General features: G+C 71.8%; 23 protein-coding genes and 1 pseudogene. 19 read left to right on the plus strand and 5 right to left on the minus strand.

Annotation, left to right across the window (positions count from 1 at the left end):
* The 4 genes and pseudogenes from dnaK to ABZY12_RS07510 form a co-directional block, all read left to right on the plus strand.
* Window positions 1-210, plus strand: a pseudogene (gene dnaK, locus ABZY12_RS07495) (molecular chaperone DnaK); the annotation flags it as partial.
* Window positions 210-860, plus strand: coding sequence for a nucleotide exchange factor GrpE (gene grpE / locus ABZY12_RS07500; protein ID WP_356888158.1), 651 nt, complete (start codon window positions 210-212; stop codon window positions 858-860). The pseudogene dnaK and the gene grpE, both read left to right, overlap by 1 nt.
* Window positions 861-890: 30 nt before the next feature.
* On the plus strand, window positions 891-2,075 hold the full coding sequence (gene dnaJ / locus ABZY12_RS07505; protein ID WP_356888160.1) for a molecular chaperone DnaJ: 1,185 nt from the start codon (window positions 891-893) through the stop codon (window positions 2,073-2,075).
* 4 nt (window positions 2,076-2,079) lie between these two features.
* Window positions 2,080-2,532 (plus strand): helix-turn-helix domain-containing protein, encoded by a 453-nt coding sequence (locus ABZY12_RS07510; RefSeq protein WP_356888162.1) that lies wholly within the window; start codon window positions 2,080-2,082, stop codon window positions 2,530-2,532.
* 65 nt (window positions 2,533-2,597) lie between these two features.
* On the opposite strand, the gene ABZY12_RS07515 is transcribed toward ABZY12_RS07510, so the two are convergent.
* A complete protein-coding gene (locus tag ABZY12_RS07515) occupies window positions 2,598-3,071 on the minus strand; it encodes a hypothetical protein (RefSeq protein WP_356888164.1) in 474 nt (157 codons plus the stop codon).
* 2 nt (window positions 3,072-3,073) lie between these two features.
* The gene (locus tag ABZY12_RS07520; RefSeq protein WP_356888166.1) at window positions 3,074-4,054 is read right to left on the minus strand and encodes a helix-turn-helix transcriptional regulator; all 981 of its coding nucleotides are present in this window, start codon (window positions 4,052-4,054) and stop codon (window positions 3,074-3,076) included.
* Window positions 4,055-4,186: 132 nt separating this feature from the next.
* On the opposite strand from ABZY12_RS07520, the gene ABZY12_RS07525 reads away from it, so the two are divergent.
* Both ABZY12_RS07525 and ABZY12_RS07530 read left to right on the plus strand, forming a co-directional pair.
* Window positions 4,187-4,429, plus strand: a complete 243-nt coding sequence (locus ABZY12_RS07525; protein WP_356888168.1) for a hypothetical protein — start codon at window positions 4,187-4,189, stop codon at window positions 4,427-4,429.
* The gene (locus ABZY12_RS07530) at window positions 4,426-4,743 is read left to right on the plus strand and encodes a (2Fe-2S)-binding protein (RefSeq protein WP_356888170.1); all 318 of its coding nucleotides are present in this window, start codon (window positions 4,426-4,428) and stop codon (window positions 4,741-4,743) included. Before ABZY12_RS07525 ends, ABZY12_RS07530 begins: the two co-directional genes overlap by 4 nt.
* Window positions 4,744-4,891: 148 nt before the next feature.
* Here ABZY12_RS07530 and ABZY12_RS07535 read toward each other — a convergent pair whose 3' ends face one another.
* Complete coding sequence (locus tag ABZY12_RS07535; RefSeq protein WP_356888172.1) at window positions 4,892-5,305, minus strand: pyridoxamine 5'-phosphate oxidase family protein; 414 nt, start codon at window positions 5,303-5,305, stop codon at window positions 4,892-4,894.
* 97 nt (window positions 5,306-5,402) lie between these two features.
* Between ABZY12_RS07535 and clpB the strand changes: the two genes are divergently transcribed.
* On the plus strand, window positions 5,403-7,991 hold the full coding sequence (gene clpB / locus ABZY12_RS07540) for an ATP-dependent chaperone ClpB (RefSeq protein WP_356888174.1): 2,589 nt from the start codon (window positions 5,403-5,405) through the stop codon (window positions 7,989-7,991).
* A gap of 216 nt (window positions 7,992-8,207) precedes the next feature.
* A complete protein-coding gene (locus ABZY12_RS07545) occupies window positions 8,208-8,741 on the plus strand; it encodes a YbjN domain-containing protein (RefSeq protein WP_356888176.1) in 534 nt (177 codons plus the stop codon).
* A 13-nt stretch (window positions 8,742-8,754) separates the two neighbouring features.
* Here ABZY12_RS07545 and ABZY12_RS07550 read toward each other — a convergent pair whose 3' ends face one another.
* Both ABZY12_RS07550 and ABZY12_RS07555 read right to left on the minus strand, forming a co-directional pair.
* Window positions 8,755-9,861 (minus strand): glycosyltransferase family 39 protein, encoded by a 1,107-nt coding sequence (locus ABZY12_RS07550; protein WP_356888576.1) that lies wholly within the window; start codon window positions 9,859-9,861, stop codon window positions 8,755-8,757.
* A 198-nt stretch (window positions 9,862-10,059) separates the two neighbouring features.
* Window positions 10,060-11,232, minus strand: a complete 1,173-nt coding sequence (locus ABZY12_RS07555; protein WP_356888178.1) for a pyridoxal phosphate-dependent aminotransferase — start codon at window positions 11,230-11,232, stop codon at window positions 10,060-10,062.
* Window positions 11,233-11,333: 101 nt separating this feature from the next.
* Here ABZY12_RS07555 and ABZY12_RS07560 point away from each other — a divergent pair, with 101 nt between their 5' ends.
* The 11 genes from ABZY12_RS07560 to ABZY12_RS07610 all read left to right on the plus strand — a co-directional run bounded on the left by ABZY12_RS07560 (window position 11,334) and on the right by ABZY12_RS07610 (window position 22,190).
* Entirely contained in the window at window positions 11,334-11,528 is a 195-nt protein-coding gene (locus ABZY12_RS07560; protein ID WP_356888180.1) for a hypothetical protein, read from the plus strand.
* Between the two features lie 328 nt (window positions 11,529-11,856).
* Entirely contained in the window at window positions 11,857-12,375 is a 519-nt protein-coding gene (locus tag ABZY12_RS07565) for a DUF2617 family protein (RefSeq protein ID WP_356888182.1), read from the plus strand.
* 96 nt (window positions 12,376-12,471) lie between these two features.
* Window positions 12,472-14,130 carry a polyamine aminopropyltransferase gene (locus tag ABZY12_RS07570; protein WP_356888577.1) on the plus strand — a complete coding sequence of 553 codons (1,659 nt, stop codon included), beginning with the start codon at window positions 12,472-12,474 and terminating at the stop codon, window positions 14,128-14,130.
* An 86-nt stretch (window positions 14,131-14,216) separates the two neighbouring features.
* Window positions 14,217-15,080, plus strand: coding sequence for an SRPBCC family protein (locus ABZY12_RS07575; RefSeq protein ID WP_356888184.1), 864 nt, complete (start codon window positions 14,217-14,219; stop codon window positions 15,078-15,080).
* A gap of 45 nt (window positions 15,081-15,125) precedes the next feature.
* Entirely contained in the window at window positions 15,126-15,917 is a 792-nt protein-coding gene (locus ABZY12_RS07580; protein ID WP_356888186.1) for an aldose 1-epimerase, read from the plus strand.
* A gap of 36 nt (window positions 15,918-15,953) precedes the next feature.
* Window positions 15,954-16,493, plus strand: a complete 540-nt coding sequence (gene pyrE / locus ABZY12_RS07585) for an orotate phosphoribosyltransferase (protein ID WP_356888188.1) — start codon at window positions 15,954-15,956, stop codon at window positions 16,491-16,493.
* A 223-nt stretch (window positions 16,494-16,716) separates the two neighbouring features.
* Window positions 16,717-17,739 carry a class II fructose-bisphosphate aldolase gene (gene fbaA, locus ABZY12_RS07590; protein WP_356888190.1) on the plus strand — a complete coding sequence of 341 codons (1,023 nt, stop codon included), beginning with the start codon at window positions 16,717-16,719 and terminating at the stop codon, window positions 17,737-17,739.
* Window positions 17,740-17,830: 91 nt separating this feature from the next.
* Complete coding sequence (locus tag ABZY12_RS07595; RefSeq protein ID WP_356888192.1) at window positions 17,831-18,997, plus strand: MalY/PatB family protein; 1,167 nt, start codon at window positions 17,831-17,833, stop codon at window positions 18,995-18,997.
* Between the two features lie 137 nt (window positions 18,998-19,134).
* Window positions 19,135-20,589: an MFS transporter gene (locus ABZY12_RS07600; protein ID WP_356888194.1), complete on the plus strand. Its 1,455-nt coding sequence runs from the start codon at window positions 19,135-19,137 to the stop codon at window positions 20,587-20,589.
* 63 nt (window positions 20,590-20,652) lie between these two features.
* Entirely contained in the window at window positions 20,653-21,066 is a 414-nt protein-coding gene (locus ABZY12_RS07605; RefSeq protein WP_356888196.1) for a DUF3151 domain-containing protein, read from the plus strand.
* Between the two features lie 308 nt (window positions 21,067-21,374).
* Window positions 21,375-22,190 carry a DUF3152 domain-containing protein gene (locus tag ABZY12_RS07610; RefSeq protein ID WP_356888198.1) on the plus strand — a complete coding sequence of 272 codons (816 nt, stop codon included), beginning with the start codon at window positions 21,375-21,377 and terminating at the stop codon, window positions 22,188-22,190.
* The last annotated feature ends 103 nt before the right edge of the window (window positions 22,191-22,293 follow it).

A 22,293-nucleotide genomic window follows, 5' to 3' on the forward strand; every position in this document is an offset into this window, starting at 1 on the left:
AAGCTCAAGGGCGACGACACCGCGGAGATCCGTACGGCCACGGAGAAGGTCGCGGCCGTCTCCCAGAAGCTCGGCCAGGCGATGTACGCCGACGCGCAGGCGGCCCAGGCCGCCGGTGGCGAGGCCCCGCACGCCGAGGCCAAGGCCGATGACGATGTCGTCGACGCCGAGATCGTCGACGACGAGAAGCCGAAGGGTGGCGCTGCCTGATGACGGAGGAGACCCCGGGCTTCGAGGAGAAGCCCGACGTCCCCTCCGGCGCCGCCTCTGACGACGCCGCCGAAGCCGCCGAGGTCCCCTCCCAGGAGGAGGGCTCGGCGGCCCCGGCCGGGGACGTAAGCCAGACGGCCGGTCTGACGGCCCAGCTGGACCAGGCCCGCAGCGCGCTCGCCGAGCGCACCGCGGACCTCCAGCGGCTCCAGGCCGAGTACCAGAACTACCGCCGCCGCGTGGAGCGGGACCGGGTGACGGTCAAGGAGATCGCCGTCGCGAACCTCCTGACCGAGCTCCTGCCCGTGCTCGACGACGTCGGCAGGGCCCGGGACCACGGCGAACTCGTGGGCGGGTTCAAGTCGGTGGCCGAGTCGCTGGAGACCGTCGTCGCCAAGATGGGTCTGCAGCAGTTCGGCAAGGAGGGCGAGCCCTTCGACCCGACGATCCACGAGGCCCTGATGCACTCGTACGCGCCGGACGTCACCGAGACGACCTGCGTGGCGATCCTGCAGCCGGGGTACCGAATCGGCGAGCGGACCATCAGGCCCGCGCGCGTGGCGGTGGCCGAGCCCCAGCCCGGGGCGACGCCGGCCGCGAAGGAAGAGCAGACGGCCGACGAGGAGAGCGGTGGCCCCGAAGAGGGGTGACGCGATGATCGTCCGAGAGGAGGGACGTCGATGAGCACGAAGGACTTCGTCGAGAAGGACTACTACAAGGTTCTCGGCGTCCCCAAGGACGCCACCGACGCCGAGATCAAGAAGGCGTACCGCAAGCTCGCCCGCGAGAACCACCCGGACGCCAACAAGGGTGACACCAAGGCGGAGGAGCGCTTCAAGGAGATCTCCGAGGCGAACGACGTCCTCGGCGACCCCAAGAAGCGCAAGGAGTACGACGACGCCCGCGCGCTCTTCGGGAACGGCGGCTTCCGAGCCGGACCCGGCGGCGCGGGCGGCACGTTCAACTTCGACCTGGGTGACCTCTTCGGCGGTGCTCAGGGTCCCGGCGGCCCGGGCGCCGGCGGGTTCGGCGGCGGTCTCGGGGATGTCTTCGGCGGACTGTTCAACCGGGGCGCGGGCGGCGCGGGCACGCGGACGCAGCCGCGCCGCGGCCAGGACATCGAGTCCGAGGTGACGCTCAGCTTCACCGAGGCGGTGGACGGGGCGACCGTTCCCCTCCGGATGTCCTCGCAGCAGCCCTGCAAGGCGTGTTCGGGCACCGGCGACAAGAACGGCACGCCCCGCGTCTGCCCGACCTGTGTCGGCACCGGCCAGGTCTCGCGCGGCGGCAGCGGTTCCTTCTCGCTCACCGATCCGTGTGTGGACTGCAAGGGGCGCGGCCTGATCGCCGAGAACCCCTGCGAGGTCTGCAAGGGCAGCGGCCGGGCCAAGTCCTCCCGCACCATGCAGGTCCGCATCCCCGCCGGGGTCTCCGACGGGCAGCGGATCCGGCTGCGCGGGAAGGGCACGCCGGGCGAGCGCGGCGGCCCGGCCGGCGACCTCTATGTCGTCGTCCATGTCGACGCCCACCCGGTCTTCGGCCGCAAGGACGACAACCTCACCGTCACGGTGCCCGTCAGCTTCGACGAGGCGGCGCTCGGCGGGGAGATCAAGGTGCCGACCCTGGGCGGCCCGGCGGTGACACTGAAGCTGCCCGCCGGCACCCCCAACGGCCGGACCATGCGCGCTCGTGGCAAGGGCGCGGTCCGCAAGGACGGCACGCGCGGCGACCTGCTGGTGACGGTGGAGGTCGCGGTGCCCAAGGAACTGGACGACAAGGCCCGCGAAGCCCTCGAGACGTACCGCGAGGCGACGGCGGGCGAGGACCCCAGGGCAGAGCTCTTCCAGGCCGCGAAGGGAGCTTGACGCGATGGACAGCCGACCGGGGCGCAGCCGCAACCCGTACGAACTGACCGACGAGACGCCGGTGTACGTCATCTCGGTGGCGGCACAGCTCTCGGGTCTGCATCCGCAGACCCTGCGCCAGTACGACCGTCTCGGTCTGGTCTCCCCGGACCGCACGGCTGGGCGTGGCCGGCGCTATTCGGCCCGTGACATCGAACTGCTGCGCACCGTCCAGCAGTTGTCGCAGGACGAGGGCATCAACCTGGCGGGCATCAAGCGCATCATCGAGCTGGAGAACCAGGTCGCGGCGCTGCAGGCCCGGGTCGCCGAGCTGTCGGCGGCGGTCGAGGGCGCGGCGGCGACGCTGCGTCAGCGCGAGGCCCAGGTGCACGCCTCGTACCGGCGCGACCTGGTGCCGTACACGGATGTGCAGCAGGCGAGCGCCTTGGTGGTCTGGCGTCCCAAGCGCGGCGAGTAGCTCTTCGAGCACGGCGACGGCCCCCTCCGCCCGGAGGGGGCCGTCGTGTTCTCCGGGTCGCCGCGCTACGGGATCAGTTCGCCGACGATGTCCCCGACGGTCTCCCACCACGGCGAGGCGCCGGTGCCGAACGCGGCGGCGAGGGCGGTTCCGACGGCGATGTCCCGGGGCCGGACGCCGGCGCCCGTCTCCCAGTCCGCGTCGACCGTGCCGTCGCCCGAGGACTCCAGCCGCCCCAGCCGGCGGCCGTCCCGGGTGAGCCGGCTCTCGGCGTACGAGCAGGGCACGAGCCGGTACCGGGTCCCGTCGACGCGGACGTCGACGCGGTACGACCGCCGCAGGAGGCGCCCCCGCGCGGGCCGGATGCGGGCGGGCCGCCCGTCGACCGTGAGGGTGAGGGCGGCGCGGTCGCGGGTCCCGATGGGGACGAGCCGGTTCACCGTGGCGCCGGGCGCGCGGACGAGCTCCACGGTCGGCAGGTCGTGACCGGTCACGCGCAGGGTTCCGGCGGGGCCGTCGAGGTCGATCTGTACGTACAACGTCAGTTGTCCTGCTCCAGGATCCCGGACCGGGCGATGAGGTAGCCGAGTTGGGCGCGGCTGCCGCTGCCGAGGGCGGCGGCGAGCTTGGCGATGTGGGCGCGGCAGGTCCGGACGTTCATGCCGAGACGGCGGGCGATGGCCTCGTCGACGTGGCCCGCGACGAGGAGTCTGGCGATGGAGCGCTGGACTCCGCTGATGTCGTCGGTCTTGATGTCGTAGGGGATCTCCTCCTTGATCGGCACGGCCAGCTGCCAGAACTGGTCGAAGACGCCGACGAGGTAGGCGACGAGGCCGGGGTGGCGCAGCTCCAGGGCCACCTGACGGTCGCTCCGGGCCGGGATGAAGGCGACCTCCCGGTCGACGATGATCAGCCGGTCGATGATCTCCTCGAGGGTGCGGACCTGGACCTCCGGTCCGACGTGTTCGAGGTAGGCGAGGGTGAGTTCGGTGTGGCGCGCGGTGTGCTGATAGAGCGTCCGCATCCGGATGCCGCGCCCCAGGAGCGGTGACACCCGCTTGAGGGCCTCGCTCAGGGCGTGGGCGGGGCGTCCGCCACCGGGCTGGACGGTCAGCAACTCCTGGCTGCAGTTGGCGACCACGCGGTCCAGGGTCGCGTTGATCCTGCCGATGCCTTCGAGCACCGTGATGGCGTGGGTGGCGGGCTGTTCCTGGGCGCTGATCGCCATGAATGGCTCGAACGCGTCGGAGAGCGCGACCGTGAGCCGCCGACGCTCCAGGATGTCCCGCTCGATCGGCTGCAACAGCTGGGCCAGCGCCGAGGAGGGCGGCACCGGTCGAAGCCACTGGGCGTCGTCCGGATCCGGGTGGAGGAGCGAGAGATCGAGGAGACAGGGCGTCTCCGCCGCCTCTGACCGGGGTATTCGTCCTGTCCGCAAGGCGCTCGCGTACAGGTCCGCGCCTGCCTTGCACAGTTCCGCATGCGAATGAGGGTGACCGGTTTCGTCCGGTTGTTTCTGCATTCGTACACCCCCAGGCTCCTGCATCTCAGGAACATGATGCATGGGTTTGGTGGTGGAAGAGGAGAGAGTAAGCCATCGTCTTAGTCGCGGGGGTCGGAAAGAGACGTTGCCTTCAAGTGAGGTTGCTCGGTGATGATGAAGAAGCTCATACGCGCGGTGGCCGGAGTCGCCTTCATCGCGGCTGCCACAGTGGGAGCGCTGGGGGCGGTCGAGGATCCCGGTTGGCACTCGGAGCGGGCGAACACGCAGGCCGCTCCTGACGACCCGGGCTGGCACTCCGAGCCGGCGCTCGTGACCACTGCCCTGGGCGACCCGGGCTGGCACGTGGCGCCGGCCGCGGTGAATGACCCCGGCTGGTCCTCCGTGGGCGCATGAACGTTCCTGACGATTCTCGCTTCCGTCGCGAGATGGCGACGGCGTACCGCTCCGGGTGGCATTTCATCGACCTCGTCACGGCTGTGCCGCACAGTGGCGATTCGTTGATGGTCACCCTCTTCGGTGAGCCGATCATCATCACGCGAGGAGAGGACGAGGACATCCGCGCCTACCGGTGTCTGCGGCGGCCTCGTGGCGCCCCGCAGCCCGTCCGCTGTGCCATCCGGTACGGCATGATTTTCGTCAATCTCGATCAGCGCGACCATCAGCTGGTCGAGTCCGAAACCATCACCGCCACCCCCCGCAGTGCCTGAGCGGTTCCCCCGTCGTTGTAGATCGCTCAGGTACTACCCCCACACAGCGGCGCCATCGCGGACCTGAAACGCGATGGCGCCGCTGTGCTGTGCGCACACATTTCCGTACGGCCCCGACCCATACGACGAGACCCGCACGGCGTGGCCGCTACGCGCGGCCCATCGCCCGGGTCAGCGCGATCTCGATGACCACCCGGTCCGGGTTCGGGGAGGGCGTGCGGCCGTAGCGGGCGGCGTAGCGGTCGACCGCGTCCGCGACGACCTCCGCCTCCGTGCGGATCCGGGCCACGCCCTCCAGGGTCGCCCAGCGCCCCTTGTCCACCTGGCAGACCGCGACCCGCGCGCCCTCCGGACCCGCCGCCAGGACGTTGGCGACCTTGTGGCTGTGCTTGTTGGTGATCACCCGCGCCAGCCCGTTCTCGCCCCCCTCCGGGTCGTACGTCACTCCCACCGCCACCACGTGCGGAGTGCCGTCCGGGCGGGGCGTCGTCAGGGTGCACATGTGGTACTCGCGCCAGAAGCTGAGGTACGAGTCGTCCGGGTTCCTCGGGTCAGTCGCCATGTCGCGAACCCTATCCTTGAGCGGAATAGACTCAACTTTGTGTACGCTGGACGAGTCATACGCGATGACAGCGCCGCGACAGGAGGAGAGACCGCACGTGGACGCCGAACTGACCAACAGGAGCCGGGACGCCCTCAACGCGGCCACCAGCCGTGCCGTGTCCCAGGGGCATCCCGACCTGACCCCCGCGCACCTGCTCCTCGCGCTGCTCGCGGGTCAGGAGAACGAGAACATCATCGACCTGCTCGCCGCCGTCGAGGCCGACCAGGCCGCTGTACGGTCCGGTACGGAGCGGCTGCTCGCCGCCCAGCCCAGCGTGACCGGCTCCACGGTCGCGCCGCCGCAGCCCAGCCGTGAGCTGCTCGCCGTCATCGCCGATGCCGCCGAGCGCGCCAAGGAGCTCGGGGACGACTATCTGTCCACCGAGCACCTGCTCATCGGGATCGCGGCGAAGGGCGGACAGGCGGGCGACGTCCTCGCCCAGCAGGGGGCGAGTGCGAAGAGCCTCCTCGACGCGTTCGAGAAGATCAGGGGAGGGCGCCGGGTGACCACACCCGACCCGGAGGGTCAGTACAAGGCACTGGAGAAGTTCGGTACGGACTTCACGGCGGCCGCGCGGGAAGGAAAGCTCGACCCCGTCATCGGGCGCGACCAGGAGATCCGGCGCGTCGTCCAGGTGCTCTCCCGCCGCACCAAGAACAACCCCGTCCTCATCGGTGAGCCCGGCGTCGGCAAGACCGCCGTCGTCGAGGGCCTCGCCCAGCGGATCGTGAAGGGCGACGTCCCCGAGTCCCTGAAGAACAAGCGCCTGGTCTCCCTCGACCTCGGCGCGATGGTCGCGGGCGCCAAGTACCGCGGCGAGTTCGAGGAGCGCCTGAAGACCGTCCTCTCCGAGATCAAGGAGAGCGACGGCCAGATCATCACCTTCATCGACGAGCTGCACACCGTCGTCGGCGCGGGCGCCGGCGGCGACTCCGCCATGGACGCGGGCAACATGCTCAAGCCGATGCTGGCCCGGGGCGAGCTGCGCATGGTCGGCGCGACGACCCTCGACGAGTACCGCGAGCGGATCGAGAAGGACCCCGCCCTGGAGCGCCGCTTCCAGCAGGTCCTGGTCGCCGAGCCCACCGTCGAGGACACCATCGCGATCCTGCGCGGCCTCAAGGGCCGGTACGAGGCCCACCACAAGGTCCAGATCGCCGACTCCGCGCTCGTCGCGGCCGCCACGCTCTCCGACCGTTACATCACCTCCCGCTTCCTGCCCGACAAGGCCATCGACCTCGTCGACGAGGCCGCCTCCCGGCTCCGGATGGAGATCGACTCCTCACCCGTCGAGATCGACGAGCTCCAGCGCGCCGTGGACCGGCTGCGCATGGAGGAGCTGGCGCTGAAGAACGAGAGCGACCCCTCGTCCGTGCAGCGGCTGGAGAAGCTGCGCCGCGACCTCGCCGACAAGGAGGAGGAGCTGCGCGGTCTGACCGCCCGCTGGGAGAAGGAGAAGCAGGGCCTCAACCGCGTCGGTGAGCTGAAGGAGAAGCTCGACGAGCTGCGCGGCCAGGCCGAACGCGCCCAGCGCGACGGCGACTTCGACACCGCCTCCAAGCTGCTGTACGGCGAGATCCCCGCCCTGGAGCGGGAGCTCGCGGAGGCCAGCGAGGCCGAGCAGGAGGCCGCCAAGGACACCATGGTCAAGGAGGAGGTCGGCCCGGACGACATCGCGGACGTCGTCGGCTCCTGGACCGGCATCCCCGCCGGCCGCCTCCTGGAGGGGGAGACGCAGAAGCTGCTGCGCATGGAGGAGGAGCTGGGGCGGCGGCTCATCGGCCAGTCCGAGGCCGTCCAGGCCGTCTCCGACGCCGTGCGCCGCACCCGGGCCGGCATCGCCGACCCCGACCGGCCCACCGGCTCCTTCCTCTTCCTCGGCCCGACCGGTGTCGGCAAGACGGAGCTGGCGAAGGCGCTCGCGGACTTCCTCTTCGACGACGAGCGGGCCATGGTCCGCATCGACATGTCGGAGTACGGCGAGAAGCACAGCGTGGCCCGGCTGGTCGGCGCGCCTCCCGGCTACGTCGGTTACGAGGAGGGCGGCCAGCTCACCGAGGCGGTGCGCCGCCGGCCGTACAGCGTGGTCCTGCTCGACGAGGTGGAGAAGGCGCACCCGGAGGTCTTCGACATCCTGCTCCAGGTCCTCGACGACGGCCGGCTCACCGACGGCCAGGGCCGGACGGTGGACTTCCGCAACACCATCCTGATCCTGACGTCCAACCTCGGCAGCCAGTACCTCGTCGAGCCGCTGACCTCCGCGGAGGTGAAGAAGCAGCAGGTCCTGGAGGTGGTGAGGGCCTCGTTCAAGCCGGAGTTCCTCAACCGGCTGGACGACCTGGTGGTCTTCTCGGCGCTCGACAAGGCCGAGCTGGGCCGGATCGCTCGGCTCCAGGTCGACCGGCTCGCCAAGCGCCTGGCCGACCGCCGGCTCACGCTCGACGTCACCCCGGCGGCGCTGGAGTGGCTGGCCGAGGAGGGCAACGACCCGGCCTACGGCGCCCGCCCGCTGCGCCGCCTGATCCAGACGGCGATCGGCGACCGGCTCGCGAAGGAGATCCTCGCGGGCGAGGTCGAGGACGGCGACACGGTCCGCGTGGACCGCTTCGAGGACGGCCTGATCGTGGGCGCGGCCACTCCCTGACGGCCCCCACCCGAGCGGTGCCGACCATGACGAGGGCGGTGTCCCCGCCCTCGTCGGTCACGCCGACACCGGCGGCCGGCGGCCGGACGCCGTACTCCACGCGCGCGAGATCGTGTCCGCCCGCAGCGGATCTCGCCCGATCCGGCGCGGTCGGGCTTGCGCCGTACCGCCCGGCATGGGAGAGGATGGCCGCAACCGTACGAAGGGATATTCACGGTGAGCATCGACCCGTCCTCGATTCCGAATTTCGGGGGCCAGCCCCAGCCTCAGGCCGCAGGACCGGCGGGCCCCGTCGTCCCCGACCAGGACCTGGTCAAGCAGCTCCTCGACCAGATGGAGCTGAAGTACGTCGTCGACGACGAGGGTGACCTCGCGGCGCCGTGGGAGGAATTCCGTACGTACTTCATGTTCCGCGGTGACGACGAGCAGAAGGTCTTCTCCGTACGGACCTTCTACGACCGCCCGCACTCGGCGGACGACCGCGCCAAGGTCCTCGACGCGATCGACGACTGGAACCGCCGCACCCTGTGGCCCAAGGTCTACACCCACCTGCACGAGGAGGAGGACGGCTCCGCCACCCTCCGGCTCATCGGCGAGGCGCAGATGCTGATCGGCACCGGCGTCGCCCTGGAGCACTTCGTGTCCTCGACCGTCAGCTGGGTCCGCGCGTCGATCGAGTTCGACAAGTGGCTCGTGGAGCAGTTCGGTCTGGAGTCCCCCGAGGACAAGGAGCCCGGCGCGCCCGAGTAGGACGCGCGCGGACTCACAGCGCCATGTGCGCGAACAGCAGCATGTACGCGCCGTAGCCGGACGAGAGCCCGGCCAGGGCCGTGATCACCACGATCGCGGCTCTCGGCCGGGCTCTCGTCAGTGCCAGCGCCAGCGGCAGCAGCAGCGGGAAGGCGGGGAGCAGGAAGCGCGGCTTGGACTCGAAGAAGCCGGACCCGCCGACGGCGATGAGGACCAGCACGCCCGTGTAGACCAGGACGCACAGCGGCGGGCGCTCCACCAGCGCGAGCAGCGCGAAGAGAAGCACGCCGGCCGCCGTGATCACCAGCGCCATCGCGAAGCCGAACTGTGTCGGTCCCTTCAGCATGCCCCGTACGAAGAGCAGCGCGCCGGCCCCCAGGTCGAAGCGTGAGGACCAGCCGTCCTGGACGGCGAAGTAGCCGCCGAGCAAATCACCGCGGCGGGCGCCGACCCACAGCAGGTACGAGAGCCACCCGGCCGGAGCCAGCGCCGCGGCCGCCCACATCCGTCCGCTCACCCTGCCGCGCCGCCTCCACAGCTCGCAGGCGACCGTGGCGAGGACGGCCGCCGCGACGGCGATCCCGTTGGGCCGGGACAGGCCGGCCAGGGCGGCGAGCGTGCCCGCCCAGAGCCAGCGGTGGGTGAGCAGCGCGTACAGCGACCAGGCGGCGAAGGCCGTCATCAGCGGTTCGGTGTACGCCATGGTCAGCACGACCGAGTGCGGCAGCAGCCCCCAGAGGAGCACCAGGACGACCGCGGTGGGGCGCCCGTACAGCCGTTCACCGACCAGGTAGACACCCCAGGCGGCGGCGCCGGCCGCGAGCCACGACAGGAGCAGGCCGGCGGTGCCGCCGGTGACCGGAAGGACGGTGGTGACGGCCCGGACGAGCCCCGGGTAGAGCGGGAAGAACGCCAGGTCGGACTGGACCATGCCGTTGGGCCAGTGCAGGGTGCGGCCGTATCCGTGGGCGGCGATCCGGATGTACCAGTCGGAGTCCCAAGATGTGGCGAGCAGCGCGCGCGGTGAGCGTCCGACGTGCCAGGCCCAGAGCGCGAGAGCGAGCGTCCCGGTCAGCCGCGCGGCGGCGAAGAGACCGAGCGCGGGTGCGGCCCGGTGCAGGGAGGCCCGCCAGCGGGGGACGCTCCTGACACCGGCGGACGCCGGGCGGTCGAGAGTCTCGGCGGACAGGGTGCACCTCCGTGCGCGCGGGAATCAGGTCGGCCCGACAAATCGGTCTACCTGACGATCGGCACGGCACGGAGGGGGCGCGCGAGCACGGTGAGGCCACCCGGGTGAAAGATTCCCGGGTTGTCCGGGTCAGGCGGCCAGCGTCTTCAGCCGGGAGACCGCCTCCTCGAGCACGGGGCGCTGCTTGCAGAAGGCGAAGCGGACGAAGGGGGCGCCCGCGTCGCGGTGGTCGTAGAAGACCGCGTTGGGGATGGCGACCACGCCCGCTCGTTCGGGCAGGGCGCGGCAGAAGGCCACGCCGTCGGACTCGCCGAGCGGACGGATGTCGGCGGTGATGAAGTAGGTGCCCGCCGGGCGGTAGACCGCGAAACCGGCCTGGGCGAGCCCGTCGCTCAGCAGGTCCCGCTTGGCGAGGAGATCGGCGCGCAGGGTGTCGAGGAACGTGTCGGGCAGCCGCAGCGCCTCGGCGATCGCGTACTGGAAGGGGCCCGAGGTGACGTACGTCAGGTACTGCTTGGCGGAGCGGACCGCCGTGGTCAGGGCGGGGCTCGCGGTGACCCAACCGACCTTCCAGCCGGTGAAGGAGTAGGTCTTGCCGGCCGAGCCGATGGTGACCGTGCGCTCCCGCATGCCGGGGAGGCTCGCGATCGGGAGGTGCTCGGCGTCGTCGAAGACCAGGTGTTCGTAGACCTCGTCGGTGACCACGAGCAGATCGCGCTCGACCGCCAGTTCGGCGACGGCGGTGAGTTCGGCTCGGGTGAGGACCGTGCCGGTCGGGTTGTGCGGGGTGTTGAGGAGGATCAGCCGGGTCCGGTCGGTGACGGCGGCCCGCAGCTCGTCCAGGTCGAGGACGAAGCGGCCGGCCGCCGGGCGGAGGGTGACCGGGACGCGGGTGCCGCCGGCCATCGCGACGCAGGCGGCGTACGAGTCGTAGTACGGCTCCAGGGCGATCACCTCGTCGCCCGGTTCCACGAGGGCGAGCAGCGCGGCCGCGATCGCCTCGGTCGCACCCGCCGTGACCAGTACCTCGGTGTCGGGGTCGTACTCCAGTCCGTACCGCCTGCGCTGGTGTTCGGTGACGGCCGTGCGCAGCTCCGGGACGCCGGGCCCCGGCGGGTACTGGTTGCCGCGGCCGTCGCGCAGCGCCCGTACGGCGGCCTCGCGGATCTCCTCCGGGCCGTCGGTGTCGGGAAAGCCCTGGCCGAGGTTGATCGCCCCGGTCCGGACGGCCAGCGCGGACATCTCGGCGAAGATCGTCGTCCCGAACTCGGCGAGTCGGCGGTTGAGCAGCGGTCGTGTCATGCCGCCATCGTGGGTGGAAGCTCTGGACTTCCTCAAGTGCGCTTTGGGCTCGAGTGGCGCGGGGCATCCCCCTTTCACACAGACACACGGGGGTGAAACTGATGGCGGCACTGCTGATCGGGGGCGTGATCCTCATCATCGCGCTGTCCCTGCTGGCCGGCGGAGGCAGCCGGGGCGGGCGGCGCGGGCGGCGGCGCAGCTGGTGGGAGGGGGGCGGTTCCTCCTGCGGTGGCGGCTCGTCGTGCGGCTCCTCCTGCGGGAGCAGCTGCGGCGGCGGAGGGGGCGGCGGCGACTGACACGGGGCAGTCGCGCCGCGATCCCGGACAGGTGCCCGATGGGGCCGAGGTGCCCGGTGGGCCAACGCCCCACGGGCACCTTCTTGTTGAAGGCGCGCGAGCGATTCCGACTGAACAGTTGAACCGTGGGGCCCCCGAGGGGATGGAAACCACGCCAAGTTGGGTAAAAACGCTGTGAGCTTCCCGTAGTTCATGATTCCCTCGCTGTTGAGAACATCCAGCCCTCGGACCGTGTGTGGACCCGAGTCGGCGATCCCCCACTCCCGTTGAACCCTTTCTCCGGGGCGCCCCCGGCCCACCCGTCAAACCGTGTTTGCGGAGCCGACCCATGCTCACGACCCTGAAGACCTCCTATACCGACACGCGCGCGGCCGACCTGGCCTGGGCGCTGGGGCGCGAGCCGCTGCCCGCCCTCGCCGTGCTCGACCTCGAACTGACCGGAGCGAAACTGCAGTTGCGCCTGCTCGGCGCCTCCCATCAGGTACTTCTGCAAGAGGAGGGCCGCAGTTGCTCGGAGACCGTCGCCTGTATGCCCGGCAGCAGTACGCCGCTGCCGCTGGGCGTCTCCAAGCGCGTCGGCGAGTGGGAGTACGAATTCGCGGCGCGCGTCGAGACGCTGTCGCACGGCTCCTTCGCGGGCCGTGCCCAGGAGTTGCTCGCGCTCGTCGCCGACCATCCCAACGGCCTCGCGGGGACGTTCCCCGGCTCGCCGCACGCCTTCACGGCGATGCTGGCGCAGCGCCACGAGGGCCAGGTGCGGTGGCGCACCTGGCACGCCTATCCACAGGAGGGACAGTTGGTCGTCACGCGGACCCGGATCGGCGGTCGTACGCCTGCTTCACTCTGATGCGCCGCCGGGACGCATCAGGTGCACTCGTGTGGGTGACAAGCAGCGATACGGGTGTCACGTAGCGTTACGCGCATGATCGATTCGCCCGTGACCATGCCACCCAAGAGGGTGACACGGCAGCCCGTGCGTCCGGGTGCGGTGCGGTATCCGGTCCTCGCGGTGGTCTTCGTCTGCGCCGCCTGCGGACTGGTCTACGAGCTGGAACTGGTCGCGCTCGCCTCGTACCTGACCGGCGACTCGGTCACCCAGGCGTCCGTCGTGCTGTCCGTGATGGTCTTCGCGATGGGCGTCGGCTCGCTGCTCGCCAAGCGGCTGCGCTGTCGCGCGGCGGTCGGCTTCGGCCTGGTCGAGGCCGGCCTCGCGCTGATCGGTGGCTGCTCGGCGCTCGTCCTGTACGCGGCGTTCGCCTGGCTCGGCGAGTCCCGGTACGTCCTGGTGGCGTTCTCGCTCGCCATCGGCGTGCTCATCGGGGCCGAGATCCCGCTGCTGATGTCCCTGATCCAGCGGGCGGAGTCGACACGCGCCCCCGGTGCGGGGGACGAGGACGACGCGGCCGGGACGGTCGCCGACCTGTTCGCCGCCGACTACGTCGGAGCTCTGGTCGGCGGCCTCGCCTTTCCCTTCCTGCTGCTGCCCTGGCTCGGCCAGCTCACGGGAGCGCTGGTCACGGGGGCGGTGAACGCCGTGGCGGGCGGCGGCCTGGTGCTGTGGCTGTTCCGACGCGACCTGACCGCCCGGTCCCGGGCGCTGCTGATCGGCGCCAACCTCACCGTCCTCACCGTCCTCGCCACCGCCACCGTCCTCGTCGACGACTTCGAACGAGCGGCGCGGCGCGCCGTGTACGGCGACAGCGTGCGGGTCGCCGTACAGACCGAGATGCAGGAGGTCGTGGTCACGGGGGCCCCCGGAGGGCCGCCGGATCTGTTCTTCGACGGGCGGCTGAGGGTCGGCGGACAGGACGAGTACCGCTACCACGAGGCCCTGGTGCACCCGGCGATGAACGGGCCGCACGCGCGCGTGCTGATCGTCGGCGGCGGCGACGGCCTCGCCGCGCGCGAGGTGCTGCGCCATCCCGGGGTCCGCTCGGTCACCGTCGTCGAACTCGACCCCGGAGTCGTACGCCTCGCCCGGACCGACCCCCAACTCGCCACGCTCAACGAGCACGCGCTCCGCGACCCGCGGGTACGGGTCGTGTACGCGGACGCCTTCCACTGGCTGCGCGGGGCGGGCGAACGGGCGGAAGCGGGGCCCGCCGCCCGCGAGCGGTACGACGTGATGATCTCGGACCTGCCCGACCCGGGGATGACCTCCAGCACCAAGCTGTACTCGGAGGAGTTCTACGGACTGGCGGCGCGGATCCTCGCGGACGGCGGACGGCTCGTGGTCCACGCCGGATCGGCCTCGGCCCGCCCCCGTACGTACTGGACCGTGGACTCCACCCTGCGGGCCGCCGGTTTCGCCGTCCGGCCCTACGGCGCGAGCGGGCGGGAAGCCGGATTCGTCGCGGGCCCCGACCGGGACGACCGCGCCGGGGACGAGGGCGCGGGGGGCGAGGGCGCTGGGCCGGCGGACTGGGGATTCCTCCTCGCGGCCCGGGGACCGCACCCGCCCGCACTGGGTCTCGCCGCCGGCACACCCCCGCTGCGATCCCTCACGGCCGAAGCCCTGGCGACGGGGGCACGGACCGTGGAGCGGACCCGGGGCGGCGACCTGCCCCCGTCGACCCTGGTGCACCCGCGCTACGGCGGCTGAGACCGGTGGGACGCGAGGACTCGCGAACGAGGCCGGGCCGTCGAAACAGGCGACGGGGCGGGCGGGGCTGAGTAGGCTCGGCTTCCATGGAGCATGAGGTGTTCGTTCCGGTTCCGGCCGAGGTCCTGCGCGAGACGCTGACGGACCCGGCCCGGGTGGCGCGCTGCGTCCCCGGCCTCCAGCAGGACGCCGACACGGAGGCGGGCCCCCTCTCGGGCCGCCTCAGGATCCGGGCCGGCGGCAACACCATCACCTACCGGGGCACGCTCCGGCTGACCGAACGAGACGGCGTCGTCGCCGTCGAGGGCAAGGGCGCCGAGGTGCGGGGCAAGGGCTCGGCCCAGCTGTCCCTGACGATCGCGCTCGCCCCGGTGCCGGACGGTACGACGCTCACCTTCACCGGTGCGCTGACCTCGGACGGCCGCCTCGCCGACCTCTCCGCCGAGACGCGCGCGGCGGCCGGCGGGCGGCTCCTCGACAGGTTCGCGGAGAGCCTGGCCGCCGCGGCCATCGACCACCTGCGCGCCGATGCCGACGCCGACGACGCCGAAGCCCCCACCACGTCCGGCCTCGACGCCGACCTGGAGGCGGAGGACGACGTCGACAGCGACGGGGTCGACGACGGCGTGGAGGAACCCCACCGCCCCTCCGTCTACGACACCCCCGTCCCCCCGCCCTCGCTCGACCCGCTCGGCGAGGAAGAGTTCGACGAGGCGACGGTCGAGTACCCGGCCGAAGCCCCCGCCGCCGAGGCCGCCCACGCCCGGCGGACCATGATCGGACGCAGCGCGGAGGAGGTCGACCACGCCCCGCCGCGCGGCCGGTACGCCCCCGTCCCCGCCCCCGACTCCTCCACCGCGGGCGCCACGCTGCGCTGGATCGCCCCCGCCGCCGCGCTCGCCCTCGCCTCCGCGGTTGTCGTCGGCCGGGCCCTGCGCCGCCGCCGCTGATCCCGTACGCCCCTGAGCCGCCGGACAGGCTCTAAGGTCGGAGTCGTGAGCAAGCAGACGCGACTGACGGCGGGCGACGCCGAGTTGACCATCAGCCCCGACAACGGCTGCCGGATCGAGAGCCTGCGCATCGGCGGTACCGAACTGCTGCGCCAGGGCGAGCGGTACGGGTGCTTCCCGATGGTGCCCTGGTGCGGGCGCACCGCGAACGGGCGCTTCCGGAACGGTGCGACCAGTCATCAGCTGCCCCTCAACGCGCCCCCGCACGCCGTCCACGGCACCGGCCGCGACACGGCGTGGAAGACCGCCCGCGCCGGCGAACGCGAGGCCGCCTTCACCTACGACCTCGCGGAGCCCTGGCCGTACACCGGTCGGGTCACCCAGCTCTTCGAGCTGACCGAGGACGCCCTCACGCTCACCCTCGGGGTCGAGACGGTCGACGACTCCTTCCCGGCCCAGGCCGGCTGGCACCCCTGGTTCCTGCGGAACCTGGGCGACGGCGGCGCGGACGTACGGATCGACTTCACCGCCGACTGGCAGGAGGAGCGCGGCTCGGACCACCTCCCCACCGGCCGCCGGATCGGCCCCACTCCCGGCCCCTGGGACGACTGCTTCGGCATGCCCGACGGCGTCGACGTGACCCTCACCTGGCCGGAGCAGCTGGAGCTGAAGGTGACCAGCCGGGCGGAGTGGGTCGTGATCTACGACGAGCAGAAGGAGGCCGTCTGCGTGGAACCGCAGTCCGGCCCACCGAACGGCCTCAACACCCACCCGCGCCACGTCACCCCGATCGACCCCCTGGAGATCACGGCGACCTTCGCCTGGCGCAGGCTCTGAGCGTGCGGCGCGAGGACACGCCCTAAGCTCATGGGCATGACTGACGTACGCGCTGACCTGCTCCAGCAGATCAAGGACAAGGCCGTGGTGCACGGCAAGGTGACCCTCTCCTCGGGTCGGGAAGCCGACTACTACATCGATCTGCGCCGGATCACGCTGGACGGCGAGGCCGCGCCGATGGTCGGTCAGGTCATGCTCGACCTCACCGCCGATCTGGACTTCGACTGCGTGGGCGGCCTGACGCTCGGCGCCGACCCGGTGGCCACCTCGATGCTGCACGCCTCCGCCGCGCGCGGGCAGCGCCTGGACGCCTTCGTGGTCCGCAAGGCGCAGAAGGCGCACGGTATGCAGCGCCGTATCGAGGGCACGGACGTCAAGGGCCGCCGCTGCCTGGTCGTCGAGGACACCTCCACCACCGGCGGCTCGCCGCTGACCGCCGTGGAGGCGGTCCGCGAGGCGGGCGGCGAGGTCGTGGCCGTGGCCACGATCGTGGACCGGGGCGCGGCGGGCGCGATCGCCGACGCCGGGCTGCCGTACCTCACGGGGTACGAGCTGACCGACCTCGGTCTCGCCTGAGCGGCGCCGACCGACGCGAAGTCGTGACGTAGGTTCCGGGCCGCATGCCCAACGGGTCTGACCTGCGGCTTTGACAGGGGGTGGACTGTTTCACGTGGAACGGTCCACCCCTTCGTCATGGTGTCCGGGAGAGAGTCTGGAAAGATGGGGCCCGACGATGACGTCGCCCCAGGTCAGGGCCAAGCACGCCACGCACACACCGCACATCACAAGGAGCGGACGAATGCCCATCGCAACCCCCGAGGTCTACAACGAGATGCTCGACCGGGCGAAGGCAGGCAAGTTCGCCTACCCGGCCATCAACGTGACCTCGTCCCAGACCTTGCACGCTGCGCTGCGCGGCTTCGCGGAGGCCGAGAGCGACGGCATCATCCAGATTTCGACCGGCGGCGCCGAGTTCCTGGGCGGCCAGTACAACAAGGACATGGTCACGGGCGCCGTCGCCCTGGCCGAGTTCGCGCACATCGTCGCCGCGAAGTACGACATCACGGTCGCCCTGCACACCGACCACTGCCCGAAGGACAAGCTGGACGGCTACGTCCGCCCGCTGCTCGACATCTCCGCCGAGCGTGTCAAGGCCGGTCGCGACCCGCTGTTCCAGTCCCACATGTGGGACGGCTCCGCCGAGACCCTCGCCGACAACCTGGCCATCGGCCAGGAGCTGCTGGCCAAGGCCGTCGCCGCAAAGATCATCCTTGAGGTCGAGATCACCCCGACCGGCGGCGAGGAGGACGGTGTCAGCCACGAGATCAACGACGAGCTGTACACCACCGTCGACGACGCCATCCGCACCGCCGAGGCCCTGGGCCTGGGCGAGAAGGGCCGCTACCTGCTGGCCGCCTCCTTCGGCAACGTCCACGGCGTCTACAAGCCGGGCAACGTCGTGCTCCGCCCCGAGCTGCTCAAGGACCTCCAGGCGGGCGTCGCCGAGAAGTACGGCAAGGCCTCCCCGTTCGACTTCGTCTTCCACGGCGGCTCCGGCTCCACGGCCGAGGAGATCGCCACCGCGCTGGAGAACGGCGTCGTGAAGATGAACCTGGACACCGACACCCAGTACGCCTTCACGCGTCCGGTCGCCGACCACATGCTGAAGAACTACGACGGTGTGCTGAAGGTCGACGGCGAGGTCGGCAAGAAGTCGACCTACGACCCGCGCACCTGGGGCAAGCTGGCCGAGGCGAGCATGGCCAAGCGTGTGACCGAGGCGTGCGCGGCGCTGCGCTCGACCGGCACCAAGCTGAAGTAAGCGCGTTTCACGTTCCGCGTTTCGCGGGAAGGGGCCCGGCACCATCGCCACCGCGGTGGTGCCGGGCCCTCCGCATGTCTGGAGGCTGCGAGTGACGACGTACGACTTCGACCGAGAGATCGACCGGCATGGCACCTGGTCGGTCCAGTGGGACGGGATCGCGGACCGCTTCGGCGTCGGCGACCTTCTTCCCTTCACCATCTCCGACATGGACTTCGCCTCCCCGCCCGAGGTCCTGGCCGCCCTGCGAGAGCGCGTGGACCACGGGGTGTTCGGCTACACGGACTGGCGGCTGGGAGAGTTCCGGGAGGCGATACGGCACTGGTACGCCACCCGGTACGACACCGCTCTCGACGTCTCGACCCTGGTGTACGCCCCGTCGGTGCTGAGCCAGCTGTCCCAGCTGCTGCGGATGTGGACGGAGCCCGGCGACGGGGTGGTCGTGCACACCCCGACGTACGACGGCTTCCGCAAGGCGGTCACCGGTCTGGGGCGGGACCTGCGGGGCGTACCCGTCGGGGACACCGAGGCGCTGGCGGCGGAGCTGGCGCGGCCGGACGCCCGGATGCTGCTGCTCTGTTCGCCGCACAACCCCACGGGGAGGGTGTGGCGGGAGGACGAGCTGGCGGAGTTCGCCCGGCTGGCCGAGCGGCACGGCGTCGCGGTCGTCAGTGACGAGATCCATGCGGACCTGGTCGCGGACGGCCACCGCCATCTGCCGTTCAGCCGTTTCGTCGAGGCCGGACACGGCCGGCGGTGGGCCCTGATCACCTCGGGCACCAAGGCCTTCAACTTCCCGGCGCTGACCGGCTCGTACGGGATCGTGGGCGACCCCGGCGAGCGGGAGGCGTTCGTCCGCCGCATGGAGACGGGTGAGGGCCTCGCCTCCCCGGGCGTACTCTCCCTGACCGCGCACATCGCCGCCTACCGGCACGGCGCTCCCTGGCTGGACGAGCTGCGGAGGTATGTGGCCGGCACGATGCGGATGCTCGCGGAGCGGCTGGCCGACGGCCTGCCCGGGGTGGAGTGGACGCCTCCGCAGGCCGGCTATCTGGCCTGGATCGATCTGCGGCCGCTCGGCATCGACGAGAGCGCCCTCCAGCGCGAGCTGATCGAGAGCGAGAAGGTCGCGATCATGCCGGGCGCGGTGTACGGAGCGCCGGGATGCGTGCGGCTGAACGTCGGCTGCCCGCGGAAGAAGGCGGAGCGGGGCGTGGACGCGCTGGTCCGGGCGGCGGGGAGGCTGCGGACCCGGTGACCCGGTGACCCGGTGAGCCGGTTGGCCGGTGGGCGGGGAGGGAGGCTGCGGACCGGGCGGGTCGGTGGGCGGGGAGGGAGGCTGCGGGCCCGGTGAGTCGCTGGGCGGAGTCGTCGCGTCGGGGGCAGCATGCAGTCATGGAGGACATCAGGCTCGCCTCGGGGACCGGCCGGTGGATCGTGCTCACCACCGTCCTCGGATCGGGGATGGCGCTCCTCGACTCCACCGTCGTGAACATCGCCCTGCCCCACATCGGCCGGGAGTTCGACGCCGACATGGCCGCCCTTCAGTGGACCGTCAACGCCTACATGCTCACGCTCGCCGGCCTGATCCTGCTGGGCGGGGCGCTCGGCGACCGCTACGGGCGGCGGAAGGTCTTCGTCGTCGGCGTGGTGTGGTTCGCGGCCGCGTCGCTGGCGTGCGGGCTCGCCCCGAACGCGGGGGTGCTGATCGCCGCCCGCGCCCTCCAGGGCGTCGGCGGTGCCCTGCTCACCCCCGGGTCCCTCGCGCTGATCCAGGCGAGCTTCCACCCGGACGACCGGGCGCGGGCGGTGGGGCTGTGGTCGGGGTTCGGCGGCGTGGGGGCGGCGGTCGGTCCGTTCGTCGGCGGCTGGATGGTCGACGGACCCGGCTGGCGGTGGGTCTTCCTGCTCAACGTGCCGCTGGCGGCGCTGTGCGTGCCGGTGGCCCTGCGGCACGTCCCCGAGTCGCGCGACGAGAGCGCCCACGGCCGCTTCGACGTGACCGGCGCCGCCCTCGGTGCCTCGGCTCTCGCGCTCCTCACCTACGCCCTGATCGTCGAGGCGTGGTGGCCCGGGGCGCTCGGCGCCGTGGTGGGTGCCGCGTTCGTGTGGGTGGAGCGGCGACGGGCGGACCCGATGGTGCCGCCCTCGATCTTCGCCTCCCGTCAGTTCACCGCGGTCAATCTGGTGACGCTGTGCGTGTACGCGGCGTTCGGCGGCTTCTTCTTCCTCGCCGCGCTCCAGCTCCAGGTGGTGTCCGGTTACAGCGCGCTCGGCGCGGGCACGGCCCTGCTGCCCACGACCGTGCTCATGCTGCTGCTCTCGGCGAAGTCGGGCGAGCTGGGGGAGCGGATCGGGCCGAGGATCCCGCTGACCGTGGGCCCACTGCTGTGCGCGGCCGGGATGCTGCTGATGCTGCGGGTGGGGGAGGACACCTCGTACGTACGCGATGCGCTGCCGGCGCTCGTTGTGCTCGGCCTGGGCATGACCGTCCTGGTGGCGCCGCTGACCGCGACCGTGCTGTCGTCCGTGGAGGTCTCCCGGGCGGGCCTGGCGAGCGGGATCAACAACGCGGCGGCGCGGGCGGCGGGGCTGCTGGCGGTGGCGGCGCTGCCGATGCTGGCCGGAATGGGCCCGGAGGCGTACCGGTCGGCGGCCGAGTTCGGGGAGACGTTCCGGCGGGCGATGCCGATGTGCGCGGGGATCCTGGTGGCCGGTGCGGTGCTGGCGTGGGCGACGTTCCGGATGCCGGTCGCGGCCCCGGGATGCCACCCCGAGTGCCGGGTCCACTGCGGGGTGACCTCGCCGCCGCTCGACCCGGGCGAACAACACGACTCCCGGGGCCGGTGAAGCGAGGATGAACGGGCGGACTCCGGGGGCCGGCGCGGTGGGGCGCTGAGGCAGACTGGGGCCATGGCCATCCACGAGAACCTGCTGGGGGGACCTCCCCCCACCCACCTGCCCGACGATCCCGAGCCGCGCGAGCTGCTCGCGAACGGCACGGCACCGGCGGACGTCGCCGCGAAGTACCCGACCTCCTCGCTGGCCTGGGCCCAGCTCGCCGACGAGGCGTACGAGGGCGGCCGGGTCATCGAGTCGTACGCCTACGCCCGTACCGGGTACCACCGCGGCCTGGACGCACTGCGCCGCAGCGGCTGGAAGGGCCACGGCCCGGTCCCGTGGGAGCACGAGCCGAACCGGGGCTTCCTGCGGGCGCTGCACGCGCTGGCGCGGGCGGCCGGCGAGATCGGTGAGAAGGACGAGTACGAGCGCTGCTCGACGTTCCTGCGCGACTCCTCGCAGACGGCGGCCGACACCCTCGGCTGAGGCGCGGTGACCCGGGGGCGCGCCCGCCCCCGGGTCAGCCCCGGTTCTGGTGCCACCCTGCGCCCCCGGCCCTGGGGCGCCGGAGGAAACCGGTCATAGTTCCGCGAGCGTTCGAGAGCCGTTCGAAGGGACGGTTACGATCCTCCGGACCGTTGTACCGATCCGCCGGCACAGAGGCCCCACCCTCTCCCCCCATTCCGGCCGACGCAGGGGAGAAGTCTGTCTTGGGCAAGCGTGCCGCCGCACCCACGGGAAGACGACGAGCGCGGGGCCGCGGACGCGGCCGGGGGCGGTCCGGGCGGCGTCCGGTGGCGCGGCTGCTCTTCCTCGCGCTCGGTCTGGTCGTGCTCTCCCTCGGCGGCGGCGCCGCCCTCGCCCACTTCCACGGCGGCGGGAACGCCGACACCGCTGCGAGGCCGCCCGAGCCCACCACCGAGGCCCCCATCCCGCGAGCCGCACCGCCGAAGCCGAAGCCCACGCCGACGCCTCCCGCGAAGCCCAAGCCCAAGCCCAAGCCCAAGCCGAGCACGAAGCCCACGCCGAAGAAGACGACGGTTCCCGCCTCCGGCGCGGGCACCTTCACCACCGCCCGGTCCAGCGGCGACCCCGTCGGTACCGGTGGCTCGCTGCGCCGCTACCGCGTCCAGGTCGAGGACGGCATCGACCTCTCCGCCCGCGATGCCGCCGCCGAGATCCAGCAGATCCTCGCCCACCCGCGCAGCTGGGCGGCCCACGGCCGTGGCAGGTTCCAACTGGTCTCGGAGAACGCCGACTTCGTCATCAGGATCGCCACGCCCGCCACCGCCGACCGGCTCTGCCTCGCCAATGGACTCAACACCCGCGGCGAGCTGAACTGCGAGACGACCACCGGTGTCGTGGTGAACCTCAAGCGCTGGGTGCTGGGCTCGCCGCAGTTCGCCGGTCCGCCGTCCGAGTACCGCCATCTGATCATCAACCACGAGGTCGGCCACGAGATCGGGATCCGGCAGCACATGGGGTGTCCCGGGCCGGGCCGGCTCGCGCCCGTGATGATGCAGCAGATCAAGGGGCTCGACGGCTGCCGTTCGAACGCGTTTCCGTATGACGAAGACGGCACCTACATCACCGGTCCGATCGTGTCATGATGCGCGTGGGACCGCGTGCCCGCAGCGCGCGGACCCGAGGGGACCGGGGCTCCACTGCCACACGGAAGGAGCGGACCGCTACCCGGTAGTACGTATCGAGGAG

Origin of the sequence: Streptomyces sp. NPDC006551 (assembly GCF_040611675.1) — a bacterium.
Lineage (GTDB): Bacteria > Actinomycetota > Actinomycetes > Streptomycetales > Streptomycetaceae > Streptomyces.

Excerpts from the sequence above, each read along its gene's own strand:
- grpE (WP_356888158.1), top strand. The coding sequence starts at position 210 with ATGACGGAGGAGACCCCGGGCTTCGAGGAGAAGCCCGACGTCCCCTCC.
- ABZY12_RS07600 (WP_356888194.1), top strand. The coding sequence starts at position 19,135 with ATGGAGGACATCAGGCTCGCCTCGGGGACCGGCCGGTGGATCGTGCTC.
- fbaA (WP_356888190.1), top strand. The coding sequence starts at position 16,717 with ATGCCCATCGCAACCCCCGAGGTCTACAACGAGATGCTCGACCGGGCG.
- ABZY12_RS07520 (WP_356888166.1), bottom strand. The coding sequence starts at position 4,054 with ATGCAGAAACAACCGGACGAAACCGGTCACCCTCATTCGCATGCGGAA.
- ABZY12_RS07575 (WP_356888184.1), top strand. The coding sequence starts at position 14,217 with ATGGAGCATGAGGTGTTCGTTCCGGTTCCGGCCGAGGTCCTGCGCGAG.
- ABZY12_RS07605 (WP_356888196.1), top strand. The coding sequence starts at position 20,653 with ATGGCCATCCACGAGAACCTGCTGGGGGGACCTCCCCCCACCCACCTG.
- ABZY12_RS07530 (WP_356888170.1), top strand. The coding sequence starts at position 4,426 with ATGAACGTTCCTGACGATTCTCGCTTCCGTCGCGAGATGGCGACGGCG.
- ABZY12_RS07525 (WP_356888168.1), top strand. The coding sequence starts at position 4,187 with ATGATGAAGAAGCTCATACGCGCGGTGGCCGGAGTCGCCTTCATCGCG.
- ABZY12_RS07570 (WP_356888577.1), top strand. The coding sequence starts at position 12,472 with ATGCCACCCAAGAGGGTGACACGGCAGCCCGTGCGTCCGGGTGCGGTG.
- ABZY12_RS07560 (WP_356888180.1), top strand. The coding sequence starts at position 11,334 with ATGGCGGCACTGCTGATCGGGGGCGTGATCCTCATCATCGCGCTGTCC.
- ABZY12_RS07510 (WP_356888162.1), top strand. The coding sequence starts at position 2,080 with ATGGACAGCCGACCGGGGCGCAGCCGCAACCCGTACGAACTGACCGAC.
- pyrE (WP_356888188.1), top strand. The coding sequence starts at position 15,954 with ATGACTGACGTACGCGCTGACCTGCTCCAGCAGATCAAGGACAAGGCC.
- ABZY12_RS07535 (WP_356888172.1), bottom strand. The coding sequence starts at position 5,305 with ATGGCGACTGACCCGAGGAACCCGGACGACTCGTACCTCAGCTTCTGG.
- dnaJ (WP_356888160.1), top strand. The coding sequence starts at position 891 with ATGAGCACGAAGGACTTCGTCGAGAAGGACTACTACAAGGTTCTCGGC.
- ABZY12_RS07555 (WP_356888178.1), bottom strand. The coding sequence starts at position 11,232 with ATGACACGACCGCTGCTCAACCGCCGACTCGCCGAGTTCGGGACGACG.
- ABZY12_RS07565 (WP_356888182.1), top strand. The coding sequence starts at position 11,857 with ATGCTCACGACCCTGAAGACCTCCTATACCGACACGCGCGCGGCCGAC.